This window comes from Komagataeibacter saccharivorans (assembly GCF_003207825.1).
Classification (GTDB): domain Bacteria; phylum Pseudomonadota; class Alphaproteobacteria; order Acetobacterales; family Acetobacteraceae; genus Komagataeibacter; species Komagataeibacter saccharivorans.
The window spans coordinates 60256-84527 of the sequence record NZ_NKTY01000002.1 but is presented as its reverse complement, the minus strand read 5'-3'; the positions used below and the strand labels follow the sequence as shown (position 1 = coordinate 84527).

The 24272-nt window shown below is 64.3% G+C and carries 26 protein-coding genes; 14 read left to right on the top strand and 12 right to left on the bottom strand.

Annotated features, from left to right (window positions below):
* Positions 1 to 62: 62 nt before the first annotated feature.
* From CFR79_RS02195 to CFR79_RS02180, 4 genes are all read right to left on the bottom strand, one after another.
* Positions 63 to 809, bottom strand: coding sequence for a pyridoxine 5'-phosphate synthase (locus tag CFR79_RS02195; protein WP_110546793.1), 747 nt, complete (start codon positions 807 to 809; stop codon positions 63 to 65).
* On the bottom strand, positions 806 to 1795 hold the full coding sequence (gene pdxA, locus CFR79_RS02190; RefSeq protein WP_102325018.1) for a 4-hydroxythreonine-4-phosphate dehydrogenase PdxA: 990 nt from the start codon (positions 1793 to 1795) through the stop codon (positions 806 to 808). The genes CFR79_RS02195 and pdxA overlap by 4 nt, the downstream gene beginning before the upstream one ends.
* Positions 1788 to 3194 carry a M20/M25/M40 family metallo-hydrolase gene (locus CFR79_RS02185; RefSeq protein WP_110546792.1) on the bottom strand — a complete coding sequence of 469 codons (1407 nt, stop codon included), beginning with the start codon at positions 3192 to 3194 and terminating at the stop codon, positions 1788 to 1790. The genes pdxA and CFR79_RS02185 overlap by 8 nt, the downstream gene beginning before the upstream one ends.
* Before the next feature lie 84 nt (positions 3195 to 3278).
* A complete protein-coding gene (locus CFR79_RS02180) occupies positions 3279 to 3563 on the bottom strand; it encodes a hypothetical protein (RefSeq protein ID WP_102325020.1) in 285 nt (94 codons plus the stop codon).
* Positions 3564 to 3706: 143 nt separating this feature from the next.
* On the opposite strand from CFR79_RS02180, the gene CFR79_RS02175 reads away from it, so the two are divergent.
* The 3 genes from CFR79_RS02175 to CFR79_RS02165 are packed head-to-tail and all read left to right on the top strand — an operon-like array spanning position 3707 to position 5536.
* Positions 3707 to 4132, top strand: coding sequence for a LapA family protein (locus CFR79_RS02175; protein ID WP_110546791.1), 426 nt, complete (start codon positions 3707 to 3709; stop codon positions 4130 to 4132).
* Positions 4133 to 4175: 43 nt separating this feature from the next.
* Positions 4176 to 4883 carry an orotidine-5'-phosphate decarboxylase gene (gene pyrF / locus CFR79_RS02170; protein WP_110546790.1) on the top strand — a complete coding sequence of 236 codons (708 nt, stop codon included), beginning with the start codon at positions 4176 to 4178 and terminating at the stop codon, positions 4881 to 4883.
* A 23-nt stretch (positions 4884 to 4906) separates the two neighbouring features.
* Positions 4907 to 5536 (top strand): phosphoribosylanthranilate isomerase, encoded by a 630-nt coding sequence (locus tag CFR79_RS02165; protein ID WP_110546789.1) that lies wholly within the window; start codon positions 4907 to 4909, stop codon positions 5534 to 5536.
* On the opposite strand, the gene CFR79_RS02160 is transcribed toward CFR79_RS02165, so the two are convergent.
* Together CFR79_RS02160 and CFR79_RS02155 are read right to left on the bottom strand one after the other, a co-directional pair.
* A complete protein-coding gene (locus CFR79_RS02160) occupies positions 5533 to 5868 on the bottom strand; it encodes a hypothetical protein (RefSeq protein ID WP_102325024.1) in 336 nt (111 codons plus the stop codon). The two genes, CFR79_RS02165 and CFR79_RS02160, sit on opposite strands and share 4 nt — an antisense overlap.
* A gap of 194 nt (positions 5869 to 6062) precedes the next feature.
* Complete coding sequence (locus CFR79_RS02155; RefSeq protein WP_110546788.1) at positions 6063 to 6569, bottom strand: DUF721 domain-containing protein; 507 nt, start codon at positions 6567 to 6569, stop codon at positions 6063 to 6065.
* Positions 6570 to 6579: 10 nt separating this feature from the next.
* On the opposite strand from CFR79_RS02155, the gene CFR79_RS02150 reads away from it, so the two are divergent.
* The 3 genes from CFR79_RS02150 (at position 6580) to hemH (ending at position 8981) form a co-directional block, all read left to right on the top strand.
* Positions 6580 to 7659: an A/G-specific adenine glycosylase gene (locus CFR79_RS02150; RefSeq protein ID WP_110546869.1), complete on the top strand. Its 1080-nt coding sequence runs from the start codon at positions 6580 to 6582 to the stop codon at positions 7657 to 7659.
* A gap of 56 nt (positions 7660 to 7715) precedes the next feature.
* Positions 7716 to 7838 carry a hypothetical protein gene (locus tag CFR79_RS16090; protein ID WP_258373377.1) on the top strand — a complete coding sequence of 41 codons (123 nt, stop codon included), beginning with the start codon at positions 7716 to 7718 and terminating at the stop codon, positions 7836 to 7838.
* Between the two features lie 78 nt (positions 7839 to 7916).
* Positions 7917 to 8981, top strand: coding sequence for a ferrochelatase (hemH, locus tag CFR79_RS02145; protein WP_110546787.1), 1065 nt, complete (start codon positions 7917 to 7919; stop codon positions 8979 to 8981).
* Between the two features lie 97 nt (positions 8982 to 9078).
* Here the strand turns inward: hemH and CFR79_RS16320 are convergent, their stop codons facing one another.
* Positions 9079 to 9870 (bottom strand): hypothetical protein, encoded by a 792-nt coding sequence (locus CFR79_RS16320; RefSeq protein ID WP_265001169.1) that lies wholly within the window; start codon positions 9868 to 9870, stop codon positions 9079 to 9081.
* A 332-nt stretch (positions 9871 to 10202) separates the two neighbouring features.
* On the opposite strand from CFR79_RS16320, the gene CFR79_RS02135 reads away from it, so the two are divergent.
* Entirely contained in the window at positions 10203 to 11591 is a 1389-nt protein-coding gene (locus tag CFR79_RS02135; protein WP_258373374.1) for a hypothetical protein, read from the top strand.
* 56 nt (positions 11592 to 11647) lie between these two features.
* Here the strand turns inward: CFR79_RS02135 and CFR79_RS02130 are convergent, their stop codons facing one another.
* On the bottom strand, positions 11648 to 12688 hold the full coding sequence (locus CFR79_RS02130; protein WP_174234140.1) for a COX15/CtaA family protein: 1041 nt from the start codon (positions 12686 to 12688) through the stop codon (positions 11648 to 11650).
* Between the two features lie 144 nt (positions 12689 to 12832).
* Here CFR79_RS02130 and CFR79_RS02125 point away from each other — a divergent pair, with 144 nt between their 5' ends.
* The 4 genes from CFR79_RS02125 to CFR79_RS02110 all read left to right on the top strand — a co-directional run bounded on the left by CFR79_RS02125 (position 12833) and on the right by CFR79_RS02110 (position 17976).
* Positions 12833 to 13516 (top strand): TVP38/TMEM64 family protein, encoded by a 684-nt coding sequence (locus CFR79_RS02125; protein ID WP_110546785.1) that lies wholly within the window; start codon positions 12833 to 12835, stop codon positions 13514 to 13516.
* Positions 13517 to 13612: 96 nt separating this feature from the next.
* On the top strand, positions 13613 to 14902 hold the full coding sequence (locus CFR79_RS02120; protein ID WP_102325030.1) for a multidrug effflux MFS transporter: 1290 nt from the start codon (positions 13613 to 13615) through the stop codon (positions 14900 to 14902).
* 184 nt (positions 14903 to 15086) lie between these two features.
* Complete coding sequence (locus tag CFR79_RS02115; protein ID WP_102325031.1) at positions 15087 to 15617, top strand: adenine phosphoribosyltransferase; 531 nt, start codon at positions 15087 to 15089, stop codon at positions 15615 to 15617.
* A gap of 124 nt (positions 15618 to 15741) precedes the next feature.
* Positions 15742 to 17976, top strand: a complete 2235-nt coding sequence (locus CFR79_RS02110; RefSeq protein ID WP_102325032.1) for an FUSC family protein — start codon at positions 15742 to 15744, stop codon at positions 17974 to 17976.
* Between the two features lie 145 nt (positions 17977 to 18121).
* On the opposite strand, the gene accC is transcribed toward CFR79_RS02110, so the two are convergent.
* From accC to aroQ, 3 genes are read right to left on the bottom strand one after another with little or no spacing between them, the layout of a single operon-like run.
* Positions 18122 to 19468, bottom strand: coding sequence for an acetyl-CoA carboxylase biotin carboxylase subunit (accC, locus tag CFR79_RS02105; RefSeq protein ID WP_102325033.1), 1347 nt, complete (start codon positions 19466 to 19468; stop codon positions 18122 to 18124).
* Entirely contained in the window at positions 19468 to 19923 is a 456-nt protein-coding gene (locus CFR79_RS02100) for an acetyl-CoA carboxylase biotin carboxyl carrier protein (protein ID WP_102325034.1), read from the bottom strand. The genes accC and CFR79_RS02100 overlap by 1 nt, the downstream gene beginning before the upstream one ends.
* Complete coding sequence (aroQ, locus tag CFR79_RS02095) at positions 19920 to 20375, bottom strand: type II 3-dehydroquinate dehydratase (protein ID WP_102325035.1); 456 nt, start codon at positions 20373 to 20375, stop codon at positions 19920 to 19922. The genes CFR79_RS02100 and aroQ overlap by 4 nt, the downstream gene beginning before the upstream one ends.
* A 162-nt stretch (positions 20376 to 20537) precedes the next feature.
* Here aroQ and CFR79_RS02090 point away from each other — a divergent pair, with 162 nt between their 5' ends.
* Positions 20538 to 21053 carry a septal ring lytic transglycosylase RlpA family protein gene (locus tag CFR79_RS02090; protein ID WP_110546784.1) on the top strand — a complete coding sequence of 172 codons (516 nt, stop codon included), beginning with the start codon at positions 20538 to 20540 and terminating at the stop codon, positions 21051 to 21053.
* Positions 21054 to 21270: 217 nt separating this feature from the next.
* Here the strand turns inward: CFR79_RS02090 and CFR79_RS02085 are convergent, their stop codons facing one another.
* On the bottom strand, positions 21271 to 22212 hold the full coding sequence (locus CFR79_RS02085; RefSeq protein WP_102325282.1) for a YihY/virulence factor BrkB family protein: 942 nt from the start codon (positions 22210 to 22212) through the stop codon (positions 21271 to 21273).
* Between the two features lie 394 nt (positions 22213 to 22606).
* On the opposite strand from CFR79_RS02085, the gene CFR79_RS02080 reads away from it, so the two are divergent.
* The gene (locus CFR79_RS02080) at positions 22607 to 23737 is read left to right on the top strand and encodes a type III PLP-dependent enzyme (protein ID WP_102325037.1); all 1131 of its coding nucleotides are present in this window, start codon (positions 22607 to 22609) and stop codon (positions 23735 to 23737) included.
* 121 nt (positions 23738 to 23858) lie between these two features.
* Positions 23859 to 24257, top strand: a complete 399-nt coding sequence (locus CFR79_RS02075) for a copper resistance CopC family protein (protein ID WP_258373371.1) — start codon at positions 23859 to 23861, stop codon at positions 24255 to 24257.
* Positions 24258 to 24272 lie beyond the last annotated feature (15 nt).

Genomic DNA, 24272 nt, shown 5'->3' with positions numbered 1-24272 from the left:
CGGCGTCGTGTAATGCCTTACCCTTCCGCCCCGCCGTAACCGGTGGGGGCGGAGGGCGGTGTTCAGCTACGCGCCGCCGCCATCAGCTCCTTCATGTGGCGGATGACGGCGGGCAGGCCGTCAAAAATGGCCTGACCGATCAGGAAGTGACCGATATTGAGTTCAGTCACCTGCGGCAGTGCTGCAACGGGCGTCACGTTGTCATAGGTCAGCCCGTGGCCCGCATGGACTTCCAGCCCGCATCGCGCGGCATGGGCGGCGCCCGTGGTCAGGCGGCCCAGTTCCACGGCCCTCGCCGCTTCATCCGTGGCGTCGGCATAGGCGCCGGTATGCAGTTCCACGACCGCCGCGCCCAGTTGCGCCGCCGTTTCGATCTGGGCTGCGTCCGGGTCGATGAACAGCGAGACCCGGATGCCCGCGTCCCGCATGCGCGCAATGCGCGGGGCAAGCATGGTGGCCTGCCCGCGTACATCCAGCCCGCCTTCGGTCGTGACCTCCTGTCTGCGCTCGGGCACGAGGCAGCACGCATGGGGGCGCAGGCGGGTGGCGATAGCGGTCATTTCCTCCGTCGCGGCCATTTCCATGTTCAGCGGAATGCGCAGTTCACCGCGCAGGCGCTCAAGGTCGGCATCACGGATATGGCGGCGGTCTTCACGCAGATGGGCGGTGATGCCGTCCGCGCCCGTGTCCTGTGCCAGCAGGGCGGCGCGGACCGGGTCGGGGTGATGGCCGCCGCGCGCGTTGCGCACGGTTGCGACGTGATCGATGTTGACCCCCAGCCGGATCGTGGCGGGACGGGATGTATTCATGACCTGTTCCTGTGTTCGGCCATCTGCATGGCCATGCGCAAGGCGGCGACAAGGCTGGACGGATCGGCCACGCCGCGCCCCGCAATGTCGAAGGCGGTGCCGTGATCGGGCGATGTGCGGATGATGGGCAGGCCCAGCGTGATATTGACCCCCTGCGTCATGTCGATGGTCTTAAGCGGGATCAGCGCCTGATCGTGATACATGCACATCGCTACATCGTATCGCGCCCGTGCCGCGGGGGTGAACATGGTATCGGGGGGCCACGGGCCGCTTATATCCATGCCATCGGCACGCAGGGCCTCCAGCGCGGGGGCGATGACCGTCTGCTCCTCCGTGCCCATGCTGCCGCTTTCGCCCGCGTGGGGGTTCAGCCCGGCGATGGCGATGCGCGGGGAAGCAATGCCAAAATCCCGGCGCAGCGCCGCATGGGTGGTGCGTGTCGCGGCGATGATGCCTGCCGTATCCAGTTCATCCAGCGCGCGGCGCAGGCTGACATGGATGGTCACCGGCACCACACGCAGTTCGGGGCAGGCCAGCATCATGACCTCCGCGCCGGAGACATCGCACAGGGCTGCAAGGTATTCCGTATGGCCCGGATAGGGGAAGCCTGCGTTTTTCAGCACGATCTTGCTGATGGGGCAGGTGACGACCGCCGCCGCCTGTCCCGTGCGGGCCAGTTCCACCGCCCGCGCGATGCTGGCGGTGATCGCCCCGGCATTGCGACTGTCCGGCTGACCGGGCGTGGGGGGCACAGGCAGGCTGACCGGCAGCACCGGCACGGCGTTGGCAAACACACCGGCGGCCTGTGCGATGGTGTCGATCTCACGCACCGGCACGTCGTACTGCCCGATCGCCTGCGCATCCCCGATAACGGCGAAATGCCCCGCCCCATGGCGCATGGCCCGCCACGCACCTGCCGTGATCTCCGGCCCGATGCCCGCCGGGTCGCCCATGGTCAGGGCCAGCGGCAGTTCACCTTCATGCATCGGGGGTGGCCATGGCGTGCAGGATACGGACCCACGACCGGATGCCCCTGTGGAAGGATGTCAGTTCATACTTCTCGTTGGGGGAATGGGCGCGGTCGTCATCCAGTGCGAAACCCACCAGCAGCGCCGACATGCCCAGTATGCGCTGCATATCCCCCGCCACGGGAATCGAGCCGCCACAGCCGATGGTCACCGCAGGCGTGCCCCATTCATCCCCCAGCGCGGCAAGGGCTGGCTGCAGGCCGAACGCCTGCTCCGGCACGGTGCAGGCAGGCGAGCCGCCGGCCTGGGCAAAGGTAACGGTGCAGTCTTCGGGCAGCATGCTGCGGACATGGCTGCAGAAAGCCTGACGGATGCGGACAGGGTCCTGCCCCGCCACCAGCCGGAACGAAACCTTGGCCACCGCCTCACCGGGCAGCACGGTCTTGAACCCTTCACCGGTGTAACCGCTGGAAATGCCGTTGATCTCGAAGCTGGGGCGGCACCATGTCTGTTCGATGGCGGTATAGCCCTTCTCCCCGGCGGGAACCGAAAGTCCGACCTCGCCAAGGAATGTGGCGTCATCCGGCGCGATTTCACGCCACCGCTCACGCAGCGCCTGCGGCGGGGCCTGCACGCCCGCGTAGAATCCCGGCAGCGTCACGCGCCCCGTTTCGGGATCGCGGATGGAGGACAGGATCTGGCACAGCAGTTCCGCCGGGTTGCGCGCGGCATTGCCATAAACACCGGAATGCAGGTCGCGCCGGGCACAGCGCAGGTGGACTTCCTCGCCCACCATGCCGCGCAGGGCGGTGGTGATGGCGGGCACGCCGGGCAGCATGGCGGTATCGCAGATCAGCCCCACATCGGCGCGCAGTTCCTCGCGATGGGCTTCCATGAAGGGAACGAGGTTGGGGCCGCCGCATTCTTCCTCCCCTTCGATCAGCAGGGAGATGCGCACCGGCATCGTGCCCTGTGTCGCGCGGATGGCGCGTATGGCTTCGATAAAGGTCATGACCTGCCCCTTATCATCCGATGCGCCACGGGCGACGATACGCTGCGTGCCGTCTTCCGCCGTATCCATGACCGGCTCGAACGGGCCACTGTTCCACAGTTCCAGCGGATCGACGGGCTGTACGTCGTAATGGCCATAGAACAGCACATGCGGCCCTTCTGGCGGGGTGCGGTCATGGGCGATCAGGATGGGATGGCCAGCGGTTTCGCATATCCGCGCGTCAAAGCCGAGACTGTCGAGTTCGTCATGCAGCCACTTCGCCGCGCGCGCGCAGTCCGCCGCGTGTTCGGGCTGGGTGGAAATGCTGGGTATGCGCAGGAAGGCGAACAGCCGATCGACAGCGGCATCAAGCGTGCGGTCCGCCTGCTCCAGAACGGGAGAAAGGACGGAAGGGGTATCGGTCATGGGGTCTCCGTTTGCAGTCGGCAGCCGCGCGGGCCGGATCGTGATTTTGCCCGCCAGCGGATCAAAAGCAACTTAATCCATGCCTCAGCATTGCCCGTGCAGGAACCCCAGCGCGGGCAGGGGCCGCCATGCGCGCGGCAGGTCCGCCCTGCGGTAGGGCCGGATGCTGTAATGGGGCACGGCCACGTTGTTGCGTTCCAGAAAGCCACGATAGGCCGCAACCTGCCTGCTGCGCCATTCGCAGTCGGCTTCGGCCGCATTCCGCGTGGGATAGATGCTGGCGACCCGCGTGTCGCGCCCGGTGCGTGCGATCACGGCCCAGGATTCATCACGCCGCGCCGTAGTACGAAAAATGACGACCTTGCCCATTGTTTCGCCCCCGTGCCGGTCGCAACGGCGCTGTCGCGGCCTGTACCTACAGGCAACCACGGCTGCCGCGCGCGATCAAGCAGTGCGCCGGATGAATTGATTTTCTTGCAGGTCCCCGTGGTTGGCGGTAGGGAAACAGGATCATGATACGTCTTTTCATCACCCTGCCCGTGATCGTGGCGCTGATCATTTTCGCCGCCTGTAATCAGGCGCCGGTGGAACTGTCATGGCTGCAGTGGAAATGGACGTCATCGCCCGGCGTGCTGGCGCTGCTGGTCGCGGCCCTGCTCTATGCCACGGGATCGGCCAGCGTATGGATCGTGGTGCTGCGCCAGATGCGGCGCGCCCGCCGCGCCGAACAGGAAGTGCGCACCCTGCGCGCCCGTCTGGACAGCACGGATGAAACCGCTCCGCGTGCTCCCGGCCTGACGTCGGCGCCTGCCGACTCGCCCATGCTGCGGGCCTATGCGGCGCAGCCTGCGGCCCCCGTCACGCCGCCCGCCGTAACGGAAACGCCCCCGGCCCCCGTGCCGGATGCCCCCGGCGGCACGGAACGTCCCGGTTCCTGAACCTTTTCCTTACGCCCCATAGCCTGCACCGGAGTTACCGCCAATGCGTGGACGGTCCACCCGCCTGATTGTTGCCCTCGATACCAAGGACACGGCGCAGGCCGTGCGCTGGCGGCACGAAACCGCCGGACATGCCGGGGCGGTCAAGCTGGGGCTTGAGTTTACCTATGCCTGCGGGCTGGACGCCGTGCGTGAGGCGGCGGGGGGCAGTCCGCTGTTCCTTGACCTGAAACTGCACGATATCCCCAACACCGTCGCATCCGCCATTGGCAGCCTTGCCGCACTGCGTCCCGCCATGCTGACCATCCATGCGTCAGGTGGCCGGGCCATGATCGCGGCGGCTCGCGTTGCGGTGAATGAGACCTTCCCCGAAAATGCACGTCCCCTGCTGCTGGCCGTCACCGTCCTGACCAGCATGGATGCCGGTGCCCTGCATGAAACCGGGGTTGAGGGCAGCGTGGAAGCACAGGTCGTGCGGCTGGGTCGTCTGGCCATTGAATCCGGCGCGGACGGGCTTGTCTGTTCTTCGCATGAGATCGCGCCCCTGCGGCAGGCGCTGGGCGACAAGCCGGTGCTGGTCGTGCCCGGTATCCGTCCGGCAGGCAGTGCGCCGGGGGACCAGAAACGGGTCATGACCCCCGCCCAGGCACGCGATGCCGGGGCGGACTGGATTGTGGTGGGTCGCCCTATTACCCGTGCATCCGATCCCGCCGCCGCCGCCGCCGCGATTGCGGCGGAACTGTCTGCCTGAACCGGGTCGAGGGCACGGGTCATATGGCGGTCAGGGTCAAGATATGCGGTATCCGTGATCGGATCGGGCTGGATGCAGCCTGTGCCGCAGGGGCGGACTGGATCGGATTCGTGTTTTTCGGCCGTTCTCCACGCCATGTAACGCCGGATGTGGCCGGAGAACTGGCGCGTGGCATGATGTCCGCTGGCCCGCAGCGCATCGGGCTGTTTGTCCGGCCCACGGATGACGAGATCCGCACCGTGCTGGATCATGTGCCGCTTGATGGATTGCAGATCTATGATGATGGTCCCCGCGCCGCCGCAATCCGCGCGCGGTTCGGCCTGCCGGTATGGCAGGCGGCCGGGATTGCCGCTGCTGCTGACCTGCCCCAAAACTGTGCGGTGGATGGGCTGGTCATCGAATCCCGTGCGCCTGCCGGTTCCGACCGGCCCGGTGGCAATGCCCATGCCTTTGACTGGACCCTGACCAAAGGCTGGCAGGCCCCCGTCCCGTGGCTGCTGGCCGGGGGCCTGACGCCTGACAATGTACGGCGCGCCATAGATCAGAGCGGCACGCGTGCCGTAGATGTGTCATCCGGGGTGGAGTCCGCCCCCGGCGTCAAATCCGCAGCACTGATCCACGCCTTCGTACAGGCCGCGCGGGGCGCGCCTTAACGGTAATATCCGCCGTAATAGGCCGGTGGCGGCGGTGGAGGCGGCGGCGGATAGGCATAAACCGGATAGGGCGGCGGATAACCGTAGCCATAGACCGGGTAGCGATAGCCGTAACCATAAGGTCCGTAACGGTAAGGGGACATGGCGACACCCAGTGCGGTCCCGGCGGCGATGCCCATGCCGAAGCCACCCCAGCCCCAGCCACCACGCCAGCCGCCGCCGTGCCAGCCGGGGCCACCCCATCCGCCCCCACGCCATGCATAGGCGGAAGGTGCGGGCAACGCGCCGACCAGTCCCACGGACACGGCCAGCAACAGGGCCAATTTACGCATGTGGTCAGTTTCCTTTATCTGACATCCTGCCATCGGATATTGGTGCCTTCCGGCCAGATATCCAGCCTTGGGCACCTGTCATTATGTGACAGATCATTCACGATCATGCGTAAGGCGTTTTCATGGCAGGCGTCGCCCGGTCTGTAACCGGGGCCGTTTCCTTCCGTCTGGCGGAAGGGGAGTGGTCAGGGCACCTATCGCCGGGTTTTCGGGTCGCGGGATGCGTTCAGCCAGCCGCCCAGACGGCCAAGTGCTTCCTTCAGCGGGCCATCGGGCATGTCGTCGATCTGAACGGGCGCAGGTGCCGTGCGTGGGGCGGGCCGGGCGACGGGGCGGGGCGTCATGGTCAGGTCCTGAACCATTCTCAGGCGTTTGACCACGCCCTGTCCGCATGTGGTGTTGATGCGGGCGATGACGGCGGGCGCAAGATGCTGCAGTTCCATCGCCACCGGCCCTGAACAGGCCACGGTCAGCGTCCCGGCGGCCAGTCTGCGCGGTACGGTCGTGGCGGCCAGATGGGGGCCGACTATATCAGGCCAGTCCGACATGACCTGCACGGCGGCGGGGGACTGCTTGCGAAAAACCGGCCTGCTGATATGGGGCAGAAGGGCCGCCATGCTGCGCGTGCGGAACGACCGGGGCGGCGGTTCCGTGGGGGTGGTGGCGTTCTTTCGCTTGCTGTCGGGGGGCGGGTTCGTCATAAACGGGTCCGTGTTACCTTCTGCCGCTGATCTGTTACGCTGGTATGACCGGCACCGTCGCACTCTGCCATGGCGCGCGCTGCCCGGCCAGAGCGCAGATCCCTATCGGGTCTGGCTGAGCGAGATCATGCTGCAGCAGACCACCGTTACGGCGGTCATTCCCTATTTTGAACGGTTTGTGGACGCGTTCCCCGATGTGAACGCGCTGGCCCGCGCCCCGCAGGATCAGGTCATGACCATGTGGGCCGGACTTGGCTATTACGCACGGGCACGCAACCTGCATGCCTGCGCCCGTGCAGTGGCGGCGCGGGGCGGCGTGTTTCCCGATACCGTGGCTGGGCTGCTGGAACTGCCGGGAATCGGGGCCTATACCGCTGCGGCCATAGCCGCCATTGCCTTTGGTCGTCCGGTCGTGCCGGTGGACGGGAATGTGGAACGCGTGACGGCGCGCCTGTTCGCCCTGACGGACCCGCTGCCCGGCGCGCGCAAGGCTATCGCCCGTCAGGCCATGATCCTTAACGCGGATGCCCCGGCGCAGGGCCGACCATCCGATTTCGCGCAGGCGCTGTTTGATCTGGGGGCCGGTATCTGCACCCCGCGCGCGCCGGCCTGCGCGCTGTGTCCATGGCGTGACGCCTGTGCGGGTAACCGGCAGGGAATCGCCGCCACCCTGCCGCGTCGCGCGGCGAAGGTGGCCCGTCCCGTGCGCTATGGCGTGCATTTCTGCATGATGGATGCGGCAGGCGGCATGCTGCTGGTCCGGCGGCCGGAAAAAGGCCTGCTGGGCGGCATGATGGGCCTGCCCGGCCCGGTATGGCGCGATACCCCCTGGACGGAGGGGGAGGCGATGGAGCATGCGCCCGACGCACCCCGGCTGCGCGCGAAATGGCATGGAACGGGGCAGGTGAAGCATGTCTTCACGCATTTTACATTGCTGGTGGACGTGTATGCGGCGCAAATTTCCGCCTTTCCCAACAGTATCGCGGGACAGGGCGGGGAAGTGAATTACGCGGGGGAGGAAGCCGTGGCCCTGCCATCGCTCATGCGCAAATGTGTCGCGCTGGCGCGCGCCAGTCACGTTTTTGATTGACGTGGGCATGATACGCGCTGTTGACTGACGGAAGTCCGATCAGGAAAGGGACCGTGATGCTCACCTTTGTCCAGATGCTTTCCCCTGTTGTCGCCCTGCTGGGGCTTGTCGGTATGGCGCGTTGTCTCAACGCCCCGGTCCGGGCCATGCAGCCGGTCCGGGTACGCACCCGACGCTGACTGAACTTCTGACCTGAAGGCAGGACCCCATCTCCTGTTCCTTTGCATCCATACGCGGCTTCATGTAGCAGCCGTGTCATGACATTCATTACCGTACATCGCGCGGCGCGGCAGGAAGTTGCGTCCGCGCGCGCCGGGGTGCTTCTGAGCAATCTGGGCACCCCGGATGGAACCGGTTACGCCGCTGTCCGGCGTTATCTGGCGGAATTCCTTTCGGACCGGCGTATCATCGAAGCCAGTCCCCTGATCTGGAAGCCCATCCTGTACGGCCCGGTGCTGACATTTCGCCCCCGCCGGTCGGGGGAAGCCTATCATCGCATCTGGCATCATGATCGCGATGAAAGCCCCCTTCGCACCTATACCCGCAATCAGGCTGCCGGGCTGGCCGAACGTCTGGCGGCAGATGGCGTGCCCGTGGCATGGGGCATGCGTTATGGCAGGCCCTCCATCAGGCAGGGCGTGCATGATCTGGTGCAGCAGGGATGCGACCGTATCCTGCTGGCCCCGCTTTATCCGCAGTACAGCGCTACCACGACGGCCACTGCCAACGATCAGGCCTTTCGCGCGCTTATGCGCATGCGCAACCAGCCTGCCATCCGCACCCTGCCGCCCTTTGCCGATCATCCGGCCTATATCGCCGCGCTGGCCCGTTCCATTACCGCGCGACTCCAGACACTGGATTTCAGGCCGCAGATGATCGTGGCGTCCTTTCACGGGCTGCCGAAGGTCTATGTGGAAAAGGGTGACAGCTATCAGGCGGAATGCGAACGCACCATCGCCGCCCTGCGTCAGGCGATGGGATATGACGGGCAGATGATGCCGCTGACCTTCCAGTCACGTTTTGGCCCGGCCAAATGGCTTGAACCCTATACCGCGCCCTTTATCGAATCCCTGCCCGCGCGCGGGATTACCCGGATTGCCGTGATCACGCCGGGCTTCATCGCTGACTGCATCGAAACGCTGGATGAAATCGGCAATGAAGCCGGTGCCGCCTTCGTCAAGGCGGGTGGCGAGGAACTGGCGCTGATCCCGTGTCTGAACGATTCGCCCGATGCCATCGACCTGCTTGAAACCCTTGTGCGGGAGGAACTGCAGGGCTGGGTGCCACAGCCGGGGCAGGAAAAAGCCATCGACGCATCCTGACCGGCCCGGATGAAGGGCGGGCGTAATGCCAGCCCGCTTCCGGTGGGGGGGGGAAACATACATCCCCCCATGCCGGTTGCCCGATCCCGGTCGCCGCTTATGGCCGGTCGCAGCTTTCAGTCAGGTCATTATAGACCTGTCCCGCCGGACAGGAACGGGACGGTTTCGGCTGCGCGGGGGCCTGCGTCTGGACTGGCGCAGGCTGGGGATTGACCAGCGTGGACAGATCCTTGTCATAGATGGTGTCGTCTTCCGGCGTGGTATTGCCCGTGCCGCTATAGACTTCCGGTGCGGCCTGATAGCTGGCCCCGGCTGCGGCGGCACCCATCGCACCCCCCATGGCCATGCCGGGCCATCCCCAGCCCCAGCCGCCCCACGGGTATCCCCAGCCATCCCAGCCGACATAGGCAGGGTAGTAGCCGCCGCCCCAGCCACCATTCCAGCCCCATCCGCCCCAGCCCCAGTTGCCGCGCCAGCGGCCCGAACGCCCGCCGTCCCATCCGCCACTGCGGCCTGCATTGTTCCAGCCTCCACCATGGCCTCCGCCATAGCCACCGCCGCCCGGACCACCCCGACCGCCATCGCCGCCGCCATGTGGTTCGGCATGGGCGTGCGGCACCACCGGCCCGCATGCGATCAGTGCCAGCATCATTCCGGTCGCCACATGTTTCAGCTTGTGCATCTTCCATTCCTGCATGTCTGAAGAGGGTTTATCGCAGAAAATAGTCCGTTCGGGAAAGGCGTGGCGCGCATCATGCCGCCCGATGGCGCGATAACGCATGGCCTGCCGGATCGGATGCCCCGGCGCACCCATCGCCGCCGGATCGTGCGCGGTATCCCGTTGAGGGGCTGCCTGTGGATCATAGGGGTATTTCTGCCCGGTCCGCACGAATGCACAAGCGGGAAGGGCGCGAAAGATCCCCGGAAAACGGCCTGTGTAACATTCTGAATTATAAAGCCACATTCCGGTGTTATTCCCCGCCCGTGGGGCACGCTAGGATGCCCCGCCCGGACGGAGGCATTGACCGGGGCCGGATGGGCGTCTGATATGAAATGCAGGACCATCCGCATATCTGATCCGGGGCAGGCAGCCGTGCAGACCCCGAATAATTAAGTATTCGGAACGGAAGAAGCCGCTTTTCATATATGAATACCATACCAAGAGTATCAGGAACGATTGGCAGGTTATGGATCTGTGCCGGGATATTTCTGGCGACCTGTATGCTTGCCCCGCATATTGCGATTATCGGGTATCATGTCTCCCTGTCCAGTAACGAGGGATGGAATGCCTATCAGGCCCGGCATGCCATGGGGATGGGGGGCGCCAGCCTGTACCCGCCACCGGGCGGCATGGTGTTCAACAACTATCCGCCCAGTTCCTTTTACGTGGTGGGTGCGCTCGGTTGGCTGCTGGGGGACATGATCCTCGCGGGGCGTATCGTCTCGTTATTCGCCATGCTTTTCTGCGCTTTTGCAACCGGCCGGATCGTCATCATCATGGGGGGCACGCGCGCCGCCGCATGGTTCGCGGGTCTGCTGGTCATATTCTACGCGGCGGTTTTCTATAGCGATTACGTGGTCATGAATGATCCGCAATGGCTGGCGGAAGCCATTATCATGGCCGGTTTCGTGCTGCTGCTGGGGAACCGGGGCAATGCACGCGACGGCATGCCTGCGTGGCGGGCGTTCTGTGCCGGTCTTGTCATGGTGGCGGGACTGACCTTCAAGCACAATATCCTTGCCCTGCCGCTTGCGATCACCCTGTGGCTGCTTGTGACCGACCGGCGTGGCGCGCTGGCATGGATGCTGGGCGGGGTCGTGGGTGTGTCCGTTCTGGGCGGCCTGTTTTATGCCTGTTTCGGCCCGGATTTCATCCATGGCGTTTTCGGGCACAAGCGCATTTTCCAGATACATGGGGCCGTGAAGGGGGTGGGCAACGTGCTGGGGCTGGGGGGCATGATGGTCTCCGCGCTGCTTCTGCCCCGGCTGGGCCTGCGCAACCGGATGGGTCTGCTGCTGGGGACTTACCTGTTCTGGTCCGTCCTGTCGGTGGTGATCCAGCGCACGGGTGCTGGTGTTACACATAATGCGTGTTTTGAAGCCCTGATCGCAGCCGCGCTATGTGCCGGGCTGGCCGTATCGGGGATGGAAAGGGGTATGATCCCGCCCGGCCGGGTGCCTGCGTGGATGGGTGTTGTCATGCTGGCGGGGCTGGACCTGCTGCCCATCGTGGCCTGTGCGCCGGTTTACGTGCCCTTTCTGTATCGCAGCACGGCGGAGGTCATGGCCCACGAACCCGCATGGCGCGAAACGATCGGGACGGTCCGGCATATGGATGGCAATGTAGGGTGCGAGACGCTGGCCATCTGCTACTGGGCGGGCAAGCCCGTGGTCATGGATTTTTTCAATTATTCCCAGCATGTGGCCGTCACGCATGACGCCACGGCCCTGCGCCAGGCCCTGGACAGTCATGGTATCGTGGCCTTTGTCAGCAGTTCACGCTTCCTGCCGCCGCGTTATGTCTGGGAATATTCCAGCCTGTGGGCCATCATCCGCGACCGCTACACACATGTGCAACCGCGGGGTGTGGCCTATATCGTAACCCCCTGAATGGGGAGGCCATCCGCCCCCGGTGGCCGATGTGCCGGGAGCGGATGGAACGTGGTTCAGGGGCGTCCGACCCCACGCAGGCGGTGCAGCGTCACAATGGCCGCCGTCAGCACAAGGGCGGCGCAGGTCTGGTGCACGGTGCCTGCCCAGACCGGCACGACCAGCAGCAGCGTGGTGATGCCCAACGCGTATTGCAGCAGCACCAGCCAGCCCAGAACCATCAGCGCATCATGCACGTCCTTGCCCAGATTGGCCGTGCGCAGTCCCAGCACGATGGTAAGGCCGATCAGCAGCGCCGTGCCGGTCGCCAGCAGGCGGTGGTCGAACTGGACCGCCGGAATGTTCTGGAACCAGTTCAGCCAGAAGGGATGCAGCCGTGCGTAGCCACGGGGGATCAGGTGGCCATCCATGAGCGGGAAGGTATTATAGGCAAATCCGGCATGCGTGCCTGCGGTAAAGCCGCCCGCAATGACGGTGATGCCCACCAGACAGCATATGGTCCATACCAGCCGGTGGATGCGCACCACTGCGGTCGTGGCCGGGATGAAGGCTGGGCGCGGCGTGCGTACCGAAAGGGCTGTCCACAGAATGGCGATATACAGCGCAAAGGCGCAGCACAGGTGCAGTACCAGCCGCACCGGGGCGACGGCGGTGCTGTCCGGATTGAACCCCGATGCCACCATGAACCACCCGATAGCCCCCTGAAGCCCGCCCAGTACGAAAAACAGGATCAGCCGCAGCATGAGCCGCCGGTCCAGCGCACCGGTGATGGAAAACCACACCAGCGGCACCAGCAGCACGAGGCCCATGAGCCGACCCCAGAAACGGTGCGTCCACTCTGCCCAGAAAATCTGCTGGAAACCCGAAAGGCCGAAGCCGTCATGCAGGATCTTGTACTGGGGAATGGTTTTGTACAGTTCGAACTGCCGTTCCCATTCCGCATGGCTTAGCGGCGGGATCATGCCGGTAATGGGCCGCCAGTCCATGATGGACAGGCCCGACCCGGTCAGGCGCGTATAGCCGCCAAGCGCGATCATGCCGATCAGCATGAAGCAGATTGCGAACAGCCACGTGGAAATACGCTTCCTGTTGCGCATTTCCTGCGCGGAAGGCGGCGTGCGGCCCAGCAGGGAGCCATGGGGAGAATATGCGGACATAATCGGATTTAGACCGCCCTTGCAGTCCGCCGCAAGGCGATGCTAGGCGCGGTGTATATAATTACTGCCGGACGGGACGCACGCATGACATTACCGCACGCCGTACCGCCCCCGTCATCTCCTGCGGCTTCGCTGCGCATGCTGGTGCGGCCGGTGCTGCTGCTGGCGGTTTTTGCCGTTCTGGCGGTGGCGGTCAGCCGTATGCCGGGACTGCGGCATATGCTTGCGGCGGGACCGGCACTTCATTCCGGGGTGCGGGGTGTCGTGCTGTTCGTTGCGGTGGCCAGCCTGTCCTGCGCGGTCGGGCTGCCGCGGCAGATGGTGTGTTTTGCTGCTGGCGCCGCCTACGGAATCGGTGCGGGCTGCGTGCTTGCGACACTGGCGACCGTTGCCGGCGCCCTGTGCGGTTACGGCTGGGGGCGGTGGGCTGGCGGGGCACGCATGCCCGCGCGACTGGATGCAGTCATGGCGCGGCTGGATGCGTTGGTGGGGCGCGAACCCTTTGCCGCCGTGCTGATGCTGCGCCTCATGCCGGTGGGCTCGGCACTGCTGCTCAGTCTGGCGTCCGGCATGCTGGGCGTGCGGGTCGCGCCCTTCATGTTCGCCACGTTGCTGGGCAGCCTGCCGCAGACGGTCGTATTCGTGCTGGTTGGTGCGGGCACGCGGCTGGATGGGGCGCTGCGCATCGGTATCGCCACCGTCCTGTTCGGCCTGTCCGCGCTGGTGGGACTGTGGCTTATGCGGCGTATGCGAAACCGGGCGGTATAGGAATAACGAATTGCAGAAATGCCGCAATTAGGTGGTGAAAAGCAGGGCCGTGCTGGTCTACTAGTCCCGACAAGTCTTTTAATACTGGAGCGCCTCATGGGCTCATCCGCAATGGCGGGCCGTTCAGCAGAAACCCCCGCGCCGGAAACGGCTGTCCGCCCCATGGGCTGGATCGCCATCCTGCTTGGTTTCCTGACGGCGGTCGGTCCCGTATCGACCGACATATACCTGCCTGCCTTCCCCGAGCTGGAACACACGCTGCACGGACGCGCCGGGTCGGCGCAGATGACGCTGGCCGTGTGGTTCGTCGGGCTGGCGATCGGCCAGATCACCATGGGGCCGCTTTCGGACCGTTTCGGGCGGCGTGTGCCCATGCTGGTGGGCACGTTCGTGTATACGCTGGCATCGGTCGGGTGTGCGGTGGCGCAGGATATCTTCACCTTTTCCGCGTTTCGCCTCATTGCCTCGCTGGGGGCATCGGCCAGTCTCATCATTCCCAGCGCCTGCGTGCGCGACATGTCGCATGGCAATGAATCCGCGCGTCTCATGTCGCGGCTGGTGCTGGTGATGGGGGTCGTGCCCATTCTGGCACCCACGCTGGGTGGCATGGTGCTGTCGATCGCATCGTGGCGGTCCATCTTCTGGGCTTCTGCCGTGTATGGCCTGATCTGCATCGTGCTGATCTGGCGTGTCCTGCCCGAGACGCTGCGGCCTGCGAACCGCAGCGAGTTTTCGCCCGTAACCCTGTTCAGCCGTTATGTGATGCTGGCGCGCGATCGCGGTTTCATCACGCATGCGATGATCGCGGGGTTCGCCTGTTTCATGTCCTTTACCTACCTGTCCGCCGCCCCTTCGGTGTTCATCAACCAGTTCGGGCTGTCGCCTGCGCATTTCGGCATGATGTTCGGGGTCTTCGCGGTGTGCATGATCGGGGCGTCGCAGCTTAACGGCCTGCTGGTGGGGCGGATCGATGCGGGCCGCATCCTTGGCGTGGCGGTGGGTGTCGCGGTTGCGGGCACCATCGCCATGACGGCGATGGCCATCGTCATCGCCTTCGCCATGCAGCATGGCGGTCATCCCCCCCTGTGGATGCTGGGCTGCCTGATCCTGTCGATGATGGTTTCACTGGGCACTACGGGCATTGTCGGCCCCAACGCCACCGTTGGCGCGCTGGCGGATCATCCGCGCTTCGCGGGCAGCGCCTCGGCCTTCGTGGGCACGCTGCAATATGTGCTGGGTGCCGTGGCGGGTGCGTTCGTGGGCATGCTGCCCGCCAATTCCCCCATACCGATGGCCGGTGTCATGCTGATGGGGGCCGCGATCATGATGGTCATGGTGGTGCTGCGCCCGGCCCGTCCGCCCGCCACGGCGGAGACGGAGGAATAAAATCTCCCGTTATGACAAAACGCACGGGGCGCATATCAAAGCATGTGCAACATGAGCCGATGGGCTTGTCCCCCCGCCGCGTGGCGGCTACAGCGGGGAGCCGTCTGCAAGGGCGACATTTTCGTGAACGGGGCACGCCTGTCCCGGATTTATATGACCACGCAACGGGGACTGCGCACCGATCATGACGACCGCCAAGATCGATCTGAAACAATACATCCGTAACATTCCGGATTTCCCCAAGCCCGGTATCCTGTTTTACGACATTTCCACCCTGATGCGCGACGCCGATGCGTGGCAGATCGCCATGGGCCGTCTGGCCGCCGCCGTCGCACCCTGGGCGCCGGACATGCTTGCCGCCATCGAATCGCGCGGGTTCCTGACCGCGGCCCCCCTGGCCAGCCGTCTGGGCTGCGGGCTGGTGATGCTGCGCAAGCCGGGCAAGCTGCCGGGTGAGACGGTGTCCTACAGCTACGATCTGGAATACGGGTCCGATTCGCTGCACATCCAGTCCGATGCGATCCAGCCCGGCCAGCGTGTGGTGGTGATGGATGACCTGCTGGCCACGGGTGGCACGCTGGTCGCCTCCATTTCCCTGCTGCGCAAGGTCGGGGCCAATGTGGTGGGGGCTGCGACCATGATCGAACTGACGGGGCTTGGTGGCCGCAACCGTCTGGATATTCCGGTCAAGACCCTCGTCTCCTACGAGGAATAGGAACTGCGCCGGGTGCGCGTGGCATGGCGTACACGCTGCCACCCGGCTGTGGCCCTGTTCGTTCGGGCCGTATGATGTAACAGTATGCGTGGATCGTGTTTGACAGGGGAGGCTGAACGCCAGGATGAAAGGTCTTGAGCTTTCCCTGATCCGCTTCCAGGATCAGGTCCGCGATTTTTTCAGGCGCCTGTGGCCGCCGGGCATGACCCCGCGGCAGGATCATCTGCGCTGGCTGTACGCACCCGGTATCTTCACATTCGGTTATGCGCTGCGCACGACCATCACCTCGCTCATCGCGCTGGGCATTGCCCTGTGGTGGGAACTGGGCAGCCCGCAATGGGCGGCACTGACGGTATGGATGGTGGCGCAGGGCACGCGCGGCAAGAGCGTGGCCAAGGCGCGATGGCATCTGTTCGGCATGGTGGTGGGCACGATATGCGCCGTCATGCTGGTTGCGGCCTTTCCACAGGCCCCGGTCATGTTCATCCTGATGCTTGCCGCCGGGATCGGACTGTTCTGTTTCATCGGCACGCTGCTGCCCGGCCCCGCCACCATGACCAATTACCGTATCCACGGCATGCGGGCGAGCGGGTTCACCTACGCCATCATCTCGCTTGACGGGATAGCCGACCCCCAGCACATCTTCATGACGGCAATGGCACGCGCGACCTATATCGTGCTGGGCATCGTGCTGGAGACGACCGTGTCCTCCCTGTTCCAGTTCCGGCTGGAGGAGCGCGCGCAGGACCGTCTGGCCCATAATTTCCTGACAGCCATCGACGGTGCGGGCCAGACGCTGGCCGCCCTGCTGTCGGGCGATGCCCAGATCCTGCGCAAGGCGCGCGGCGTCTTTACCAATATCACCACGCTGAGCGACCAGATCGAGTTTGCCGAAGTCGAGATGGGCTCCCATCGCGGGCATGAAGGCGACCATGCGCGTGCGGCCCTTGCGCGGGTGGCGATGCTGCTGTCACGCGGGCTGGATCTTGCTGCCCTCATGAACGGGCCGGGGGGCACGCCGGGAGCCGCTTTCCGGGCGACATCGAGCAAGGTGCAGGCCTTTCTGAAGGACATGGCCCCGCAACTGGACGCCAGCGATGACATATCGCCCGTGCTGGCCCGTCTGGCCGACCTGCAGGCCGCCTGCAGGCAGAGCGTGACCGATTCCCTTGATGAGGAAATGGGTACCCCCGGCAGCCTGCCACCCGATCCGCAACTGGTGGAGATGCTGTCGCAGCAGCGCATGCTCAATCATGCGCTGGGCGTCATGCTGGACGAACTGGAACAGGCGCTGCTTCAGTTCGATGCCAGCCGCCATCCGTTGCTGCATGATCATTTTCATTACCGGCTCAAGACCTTCCGGGACTGGCAGCAGGCTTTCACCAACAGCCTGCGGGCCTCCGTCACCGTTTTCGGGTCAGGCGTCATCTGGATCACCACGTCATGGTCGGCGGGGCTGACCTTCATGATGTTCGTCTCGATCGTATGCAGCCTGTTTTCCACGCTGGAAAAGCCAGCGCTGGCCACCCGCGCCTTTCTGGGCGGGGCCATCATTGCCTCCCTCATGGCGGGTGTACTGGTGCTGTGGCGGCTGGCGTCGCCCACTACGTACGAAATCATGGCCGCATGCCTGTTCCTGCCCATGCTGGCGGGCGGGCTGGCCTTTGCCTATCCGGCGCTGGTGCTGGGGGCGGTCTCCTATAACCTGTTCCTGCCGATCCTGCTGGGGCCGGGCAATCAGTCCCGGCTGGATGAAGTGGCGTTTTTCAACACCGCCATGCCGCTGATCCTTGGTCTGTGGTACGCCATGTGGGCCTTCCGGCTGATCCTGCCGTTCGATACCAATGACATGCGCTGGCAGATGCGTACCGGCATCCTGCGTGGCCTGCGCTATGTCGCGCGGGCGCGCGTGCTGCCGACTACCCTGTATGTGGTCGAGCATAATGTGGACCGCTTCGTGCGGCTGCTGACCAATGCGGAGGATACGCCCGATACGATCATCGACGCCTATCTGCAGGGCATCCTGTCCGCCATGACCATCGGGCTGAATGTGATCCGCCTGCGCACCATTCTGGAACGCCACCAGCTACCGCCAGAGGCCCAGCGCGTGGTCAGTGACATGATGGGACGCATGGCGCAGTTCAGTGGACGTTACGGTGGCCATTATGGCCGGACCGCGCGTTCCGCCAAATTCGCCATCGTCCATTTGCAGGAAATGGCGGGGAAGGCGGACAATCTGGGCGTGCGTCTGGAAATCGACCGGGCATTGAGCTGCATGTACGTGATTTCGTATGAACTGGATCACAACCAGAAGTTCTTCGATGCTTCCAGCCCCTATCTTGACCCGGTCATGGCCTGAACGGGCAGGCGCGGAAAATCCGTAACCGGGCGGGTCGGTGGGGTATCCGTCCTGCGTGCCGCGTATGATGTGGCGATACAGAAAAGGGGGCATATCCGCATTGGACATGCCCCCTTTCCTATGACCTGTGGCCGTGAAAGCGTTCCTAGCCCTGCTGCCGGGCCACGAAATTTTCCAGCCAGTGGATGGTGTAGTCACCCTTGCGGAACTGGGGGTCATCCAGAATCCTGCGGTGTAGCGGGATGACGGTCTTGACCCCTTCGATCACGAATTCATCCAGAGCCCGACGCATGCGTTCGATGGCTTCCAGCCGTGTCGGCGCACGCACGATCAGCTTGGCGATCATGCTGTCGTAATAGGGGGGAACGCGATAGCCCGCGTAAAGCGCGCTGTCGATTCGTACGCCCAGCCCACCCGGCGGATGATAGACGGTGATCGTGCCCGGAGTGGGCATGAAGCTCTGCGGATCTTCCGCGTTGATGCGGCATTCGATCGCATGGCCGGAGAAGTGGATGTCCGACTGGCTGTAACCCATGGGTTCGCCCGCCGCGATGCGGATCTGTTCCCGCACCAGATCCACGTCGCACACCATTTCCGTCACCGGATGTTCCACCTGCAGGCGGGTATTCATCTCGATGAAGCAGAACTGTCCATCCTGATACAGGAATTCCAGCGTTCCGGCGTTGCGGTAACCCAGCCTGGTCAGGGCGGATGTCGCGATTTCCCCGATCTCGTCACGCTGCTGCGCGGTCAGGGCGGGAGAACCCGCCTCTTCGAGCAGCTTCTGGTGGCGGCGCTGGAGCGAACAGTCACGCTCGCCAAAATGCACCACGTTGCCATGCGTGTCGGCCATGATCTGGAGTTCGATATGGCGCGGCTTGTCGAGGTATTTTTCGAGATAGACCTCGTCATTGCCGAAGGCTGCGCGGGCTTCGGTGCGCGCAACGCTCCATGCCTCTTCCAGATCGGCTTCGGTGGGGGCGACCTTCATGCCACGTCCACCGCCGCCTGCCGCCGCCTTGATCAGCACGGGATACCCCACGCGGGCGGCGACTTCGCGCGCCTGCTCAAGGTTTTCCAGCGCGCCATCCGATCCGGGGACCAGCGGCACGCCCAGCGCCATCATGGTGGTCTTGGCGGTGATCTTGTCGCCCATCATGCGGATATGCTCGGCCGTCGGGCCGATGAAGGTGATGCCGTGGGCTTCCACCGTTTCCGCGAAGTCGGCATTTTCCGACAGGAAGCCGTAACCCGGATGGATGGCATCCGCGCCGGTAATGGTGGCTGCCGACAGGATGGCCGCGACATTCAGATACGAGTCGCGGCTGGCTGGCGGCCCGATGCACACGGCTTCATCCGCCAGACGGACATGCATGGCGTCCGCATCAGCCGTGGAATGGACGGCTACGGTCGGAATGCCCAGTTCGCGGCAGGCCCGCAGGATGCGCAGGGCGATCTCGCCGCGATTGGCGATCAGGATCTTGGAAAACATTACTCTATGATGACCAGCGCTTCGCCGAACTCGACCGGGTCACCCGACTGGACCAGAATCCGGCTCAGCGTGCCCGCGCGCGGGGCCTTGATCTGATTGAAGGTTTTCATCGCCTCGATCAGCAGCAGCGTCTGGCCCGCGCTGACCTGCTGGCCTTCCGTCACGAACGGCGGGGAGGACGGGTCGGGCGCAAGATAGGCCACGCCCACCATCGGGCTGGTCACGGCGCCGGGATGCTTGGACGGGTCGGTGACGGGCGCTGGCGCCGGGGTCGCAACCGCGACCGGTGCGGCGACAGGGGCCGGGGCGGGCACGGCATGCGCCACCGGGGCGGCTGCGCGGACAACGCGGATGCGGTTGTCCTTTTCCGCGATTTCGATTTCGGTCAGGCCGGTATCGGTCAGAATTTCGGCCAATGCCCGAATGGCATCCGCATCCACGAGCAGTCGGCTCATTGATCGTCCTCGTCCAGAATCATGTCTGTCATGGCCTGAAGCGCAAGCGCATAGCCCCGTACGCCAAGCCCGCAGATAACGCCAATGGCGGCGCGGGAAACGTAGGAGTGATGACGGAAGGCTTCACGGCGGTGAATATTGGAAATGTGCACCTCGATCACCGGCAGATCAACGGCAAGCAGCGCGTCGAGCAGGGCAACGGAAGTGTGGGAGTAGGCAGCCGGGTTGATGATGATGCCGCGCGCGCGGCCCCGGCATTCCTGTATCCAGGATACGAGTTCCCCCTCGCCATTGGTCTGGCGGAAATCAATGGCGACATCCAGGCGTTCGGCAGCCTGGACGCAGACCTGTTCCACGTCATCAAGCGTGGCGTGACCATAGACCTCGGGCTGTCGCAGTCCGAGCATGTTCAGGTTGGGGCCGTTCAGCACGGCAATGAGAGGGCGCTCCATGATGCACGCGCCTAGCACGCCCGCACTCCGGTTCCAAGTCCGTTCGTGCCTGCGCGCCCGCAGGGTCCATGCCGGCGGGCTTCCGCGCCACGCGGGAATCCGTCCCGCAGGGGGGAGGCGAAGATGGTAGGATATCGGTGCTCACTGTGCTATACGGCACGAATGACAGGGTATCCCGATCACCGACGTGGTGATGAGGAGGCGAGTCACGGCGCGGCGCGGTTTGTGTGTTCGGTTGTGGTTACATGTCTTCTGTTCGTTGCGTCGGGCACCGAGCATGCTGCCTGTGCAACGACGCATGAACATGCGCGGGGCGTGGTCCGGTCGCCTGTGATGACATCCGTTCCCGAAAACTGGCACCAGCATGGCATGGCAAGCTGGTATAGTACGGGTGGAAAAATGTCCCGTGCCACGGCATCGGGTGAAACATTCGATCCTGATGCGCTGACGGCGGCGCACCCCCTGCTGCCACTCGGCACCCGTCTGCGCGTGCGTTCCATGCGGACGGGGCGTTCGGTGGTGGTCCGGGTGAATGATCGCGGGCCGTTTCATGGCCACCGCATCATTGATCTCTCACCGGAGGCTGCGCGCCAGCTTGGCATGCTGGGCGCTGGCACATCGCCCGTCGCCATAGAACCCGCACGACCTGAGGATGAAGTCGCCAGCGCACCGCGCTGAAGCGTCCGTGGTGTGCTGGTAGCGGGATTTTTCACGTTTCCTGAATGGCAGCCGGTTTTCAGGGCTGTCCTGTTCCGCTCCGTACATCACCGATTTCAGGTGGCCGGTGGGTAAGTTGGCTGCAAAGAGCCGTGGATGGACTGCGCAGGCAGATATTCCGGTCCTGCCCGGACCGGACCGGCCTGCCCCCGGCGGGTGCCGTGAAGCCGCCCGGCTGTTACAGGCGCTGGTGCTTTGTCCAGCCTTCCATCGTCTTTTCAGGTGAGCAGCGCAGCTTCAGTTCGATTTCCAGCCCCGCGTTCAGTTCCGCGCCCAGCAGCACGACATAGGCCGATACGTAAAACCACATCATGATGGCGATGAACGCCCCCAGCGGCCCATAGGTCACGCTGTAGCCCGCGATGTGGCTGACGTAATAGGAAAAACCCACCGATGACAGCAGCCACAGCACCGTCGCCCCGACCGAACCGGGCAGGATGCAGCGCCAGTAGGTATGGGGCCGGTTGGGTCCGAATCGGTACAGGACCGAACACAGCGACAGCACGAACAGCAGCATGAGGATGGGGCCACCCATCCGCACCAGCAGTTCCACCGAACCCGGCGGGGCCGCCAGATTCAGCCGCTGCGGCAGGTAATCCAGAAGGAACGGCAGCGCCACCATCAGCGCCAGTGTCAGGATGCCGCCACAGATGGAGCAGAACGTCAGCGCCATGCCCATGGCCTGGAACCGCAGGAAGCTTCGGGTTTCCGGGGTGTTGTAGGCAACATTCATCGCCATGATGAGCGAGCGCGTGGCAGCCGATGCCGACCATGTGGCGATGGTGGTCGATACGATCAGGTTGAGCGTGAGCGAGGAATGCGATTCGGCCACCAGAAGGTGGATGCGCGCGCCGATCATGTCATAGGCGGAAGGCGGCAGCAGGTTGCGCAGCACCACAAGCTGCGGTTCCACCGTCTGCGGATCGAACAGCAGCCCGTACAGCGAGATCAGCGTACTCATGGCAGGAAACAGCGAAAGCGTGGCGTAGAAGGCGCACCCCGCCGCTGCCAGCGTGATCTGGTCGGATATGATGTTGCGCAGCACCTGCCGCAGCACCTTCCTGACCTGCTGCATGGAGAAATTGGGCAGCGATGGGGCGGGCGGGGGCATGTCCGTCATATCAATCTGGGTAGAGGAGGAACCAATCAATGCGGGCTTCGTGTCCTGTATGCTGGTAATTGACCCGTCAGGCCGTGCAGGCGATCGGGTGGGTGGCGGCTGTGGAGATTGTGCCACGATCCCCCGACCCTAAATGAAAAACCTTCCATAGGAATAATTTTTCTATTGCGTCACGCGCGTATTGTCCGCATATGCGCTCCCTACGCAACAACGCACGTGCCACTGGCCCTCTGAGGTTACGCAACGACGTCAAGCGTTCTGGCAATCGGGCTGCCACGCAGGTGGGGGTCCTTATTGGTCGCTGGTCCGTTAGACCGTTTCGCAACATCTGTCCGTTTGTGCAATTCCAGAATTGTATTCATCCGGGCGGCAGAACAGAAGGGATTTGGGTGCGATGACTCCCAAAATCGCTCGTTATCTGGCTGAGCAGGCTCCTGCAACGCCATGCCTTGTCGTTGACGTTGACCGGGTGGAAGAACGCTATCGCGCGCTGCGCGAAGCGCTGCCGCTGGCCCGGATCTACTACGCCGTCAAGGCCAATCCCGCCAACGCCATCCTGCGCCGCCTCGTGGGGCTGGGGTCGGCATTCGACGCCGCCTCGTGGGAAGAGATTTCCATGTGCCTCGAAGCCGGTGCCCGCGCGGCCGACATCTCGTTCGGCAACACGGTCAAGAAGGCCAGCAACATCGCCCGCGCCTATCAGGCAGGGGTGGACATGTTCGCCTTTGACTGCGCGGAAGAACTGGACAAGCTGGCCCGCCACGCGCCGGGGTCCCGCGTCTACTGCCGCCTGATCGTGGAAAACGAGGGTGCGGACTGGCCGCTGTCACGCAAGTTCGGCACCACGCTGGACAATGCGCGTGACCTCATGCTGCGTGCCCGTGACCTTGGTCTGGACCCGTATGGCCTGTCCTTCCATGTCGGTAGCCAGCAGACGGAAACCGGTGCCTATGAAGCGGCGATCGCCCGCGTGGGCATGCTGTTTACCGACCTGAAGGCAGCCGGGCTGGACCTGCGCATGGTCAATCTGGGCGGTGGATTCCCCATCCGCTATCGTGATGACGTGCCGGGCATCGACCGTTTCGCGCTGGCGATCAGCCACGCCATGACCGAGCATTTCGGCAATGACCTGCCGGAAATGATCGTGGAGCCGGGCCGTTTCATGGTGGGTGACGCGGGCGTCGTTTCCTCGGAAGTGGTGCTGGTCAGCCGTCGCGGCATGAATGACGGCGTGCGCTGGGTCTATCTCGATATCGGTCGTTTCGGTGGCCTGGCCGAGACCGAGGGCGAAGCCATCCGCTACGGTATCCGCACGTCGCATGACGGTATGGAAACCGGTCCCGTCGCTATTGCAGGCCCGACCTGTGACGGTGCGGACATCATGTATGAAAAGACCCCCTACGCCCTGCCGCTGGCGCTGGAGTCGGGGGACCGGATCGAACTGCTGTCCACCGGGGCGTATGTCTCCACCTACTGCTCGACCGGTTTCAATGGCCTGAAGCCGATTCAGGAACACTATATCTGACAGGGTTGCGACCCGTCTTAAGAACCCGCGACCATCAGGGCGGCAGGACGAAGGTCTTGCCGCCCTGCCTGTATCGGGGGGATACACACGGCAGTTCAATCCGTGCCGGAGGTGCCTGCCCATGTCTTTTTCCATAATATCGCGTGTACTGGGCCTGTCCGCCGTGATTCTGTGCGGTACGGGAGTGGTGCAGGCTATCGCAGCACCCGTGCTGGTACAGGCGCAACCGGCGGCGGGACAGAAAGTGGCGGCGGGCAATGTGGCGGTCAGGCTGTCCTTCGATGGCGTGATCGACCCGTTCCGTGCCCGACTGCTGCTGCTGGGGCCGGATGGTGCGCCGCGGCTGCTGCCCGCGTCACCCATTGATGATGAACAGCATGCCATCACCACGACCGTGGCGCTGACGCCGGGGCATTACGTGCTGCAATGGCGCATGGCCACGCGCGGCGGCAGCGCGGGGCAGGGGACGCTGCCCTTCGATGTCGGCGGGGTTGATTCTTCCCCCGCCAGACACCCGTAAAAAGGATTGCGCGGC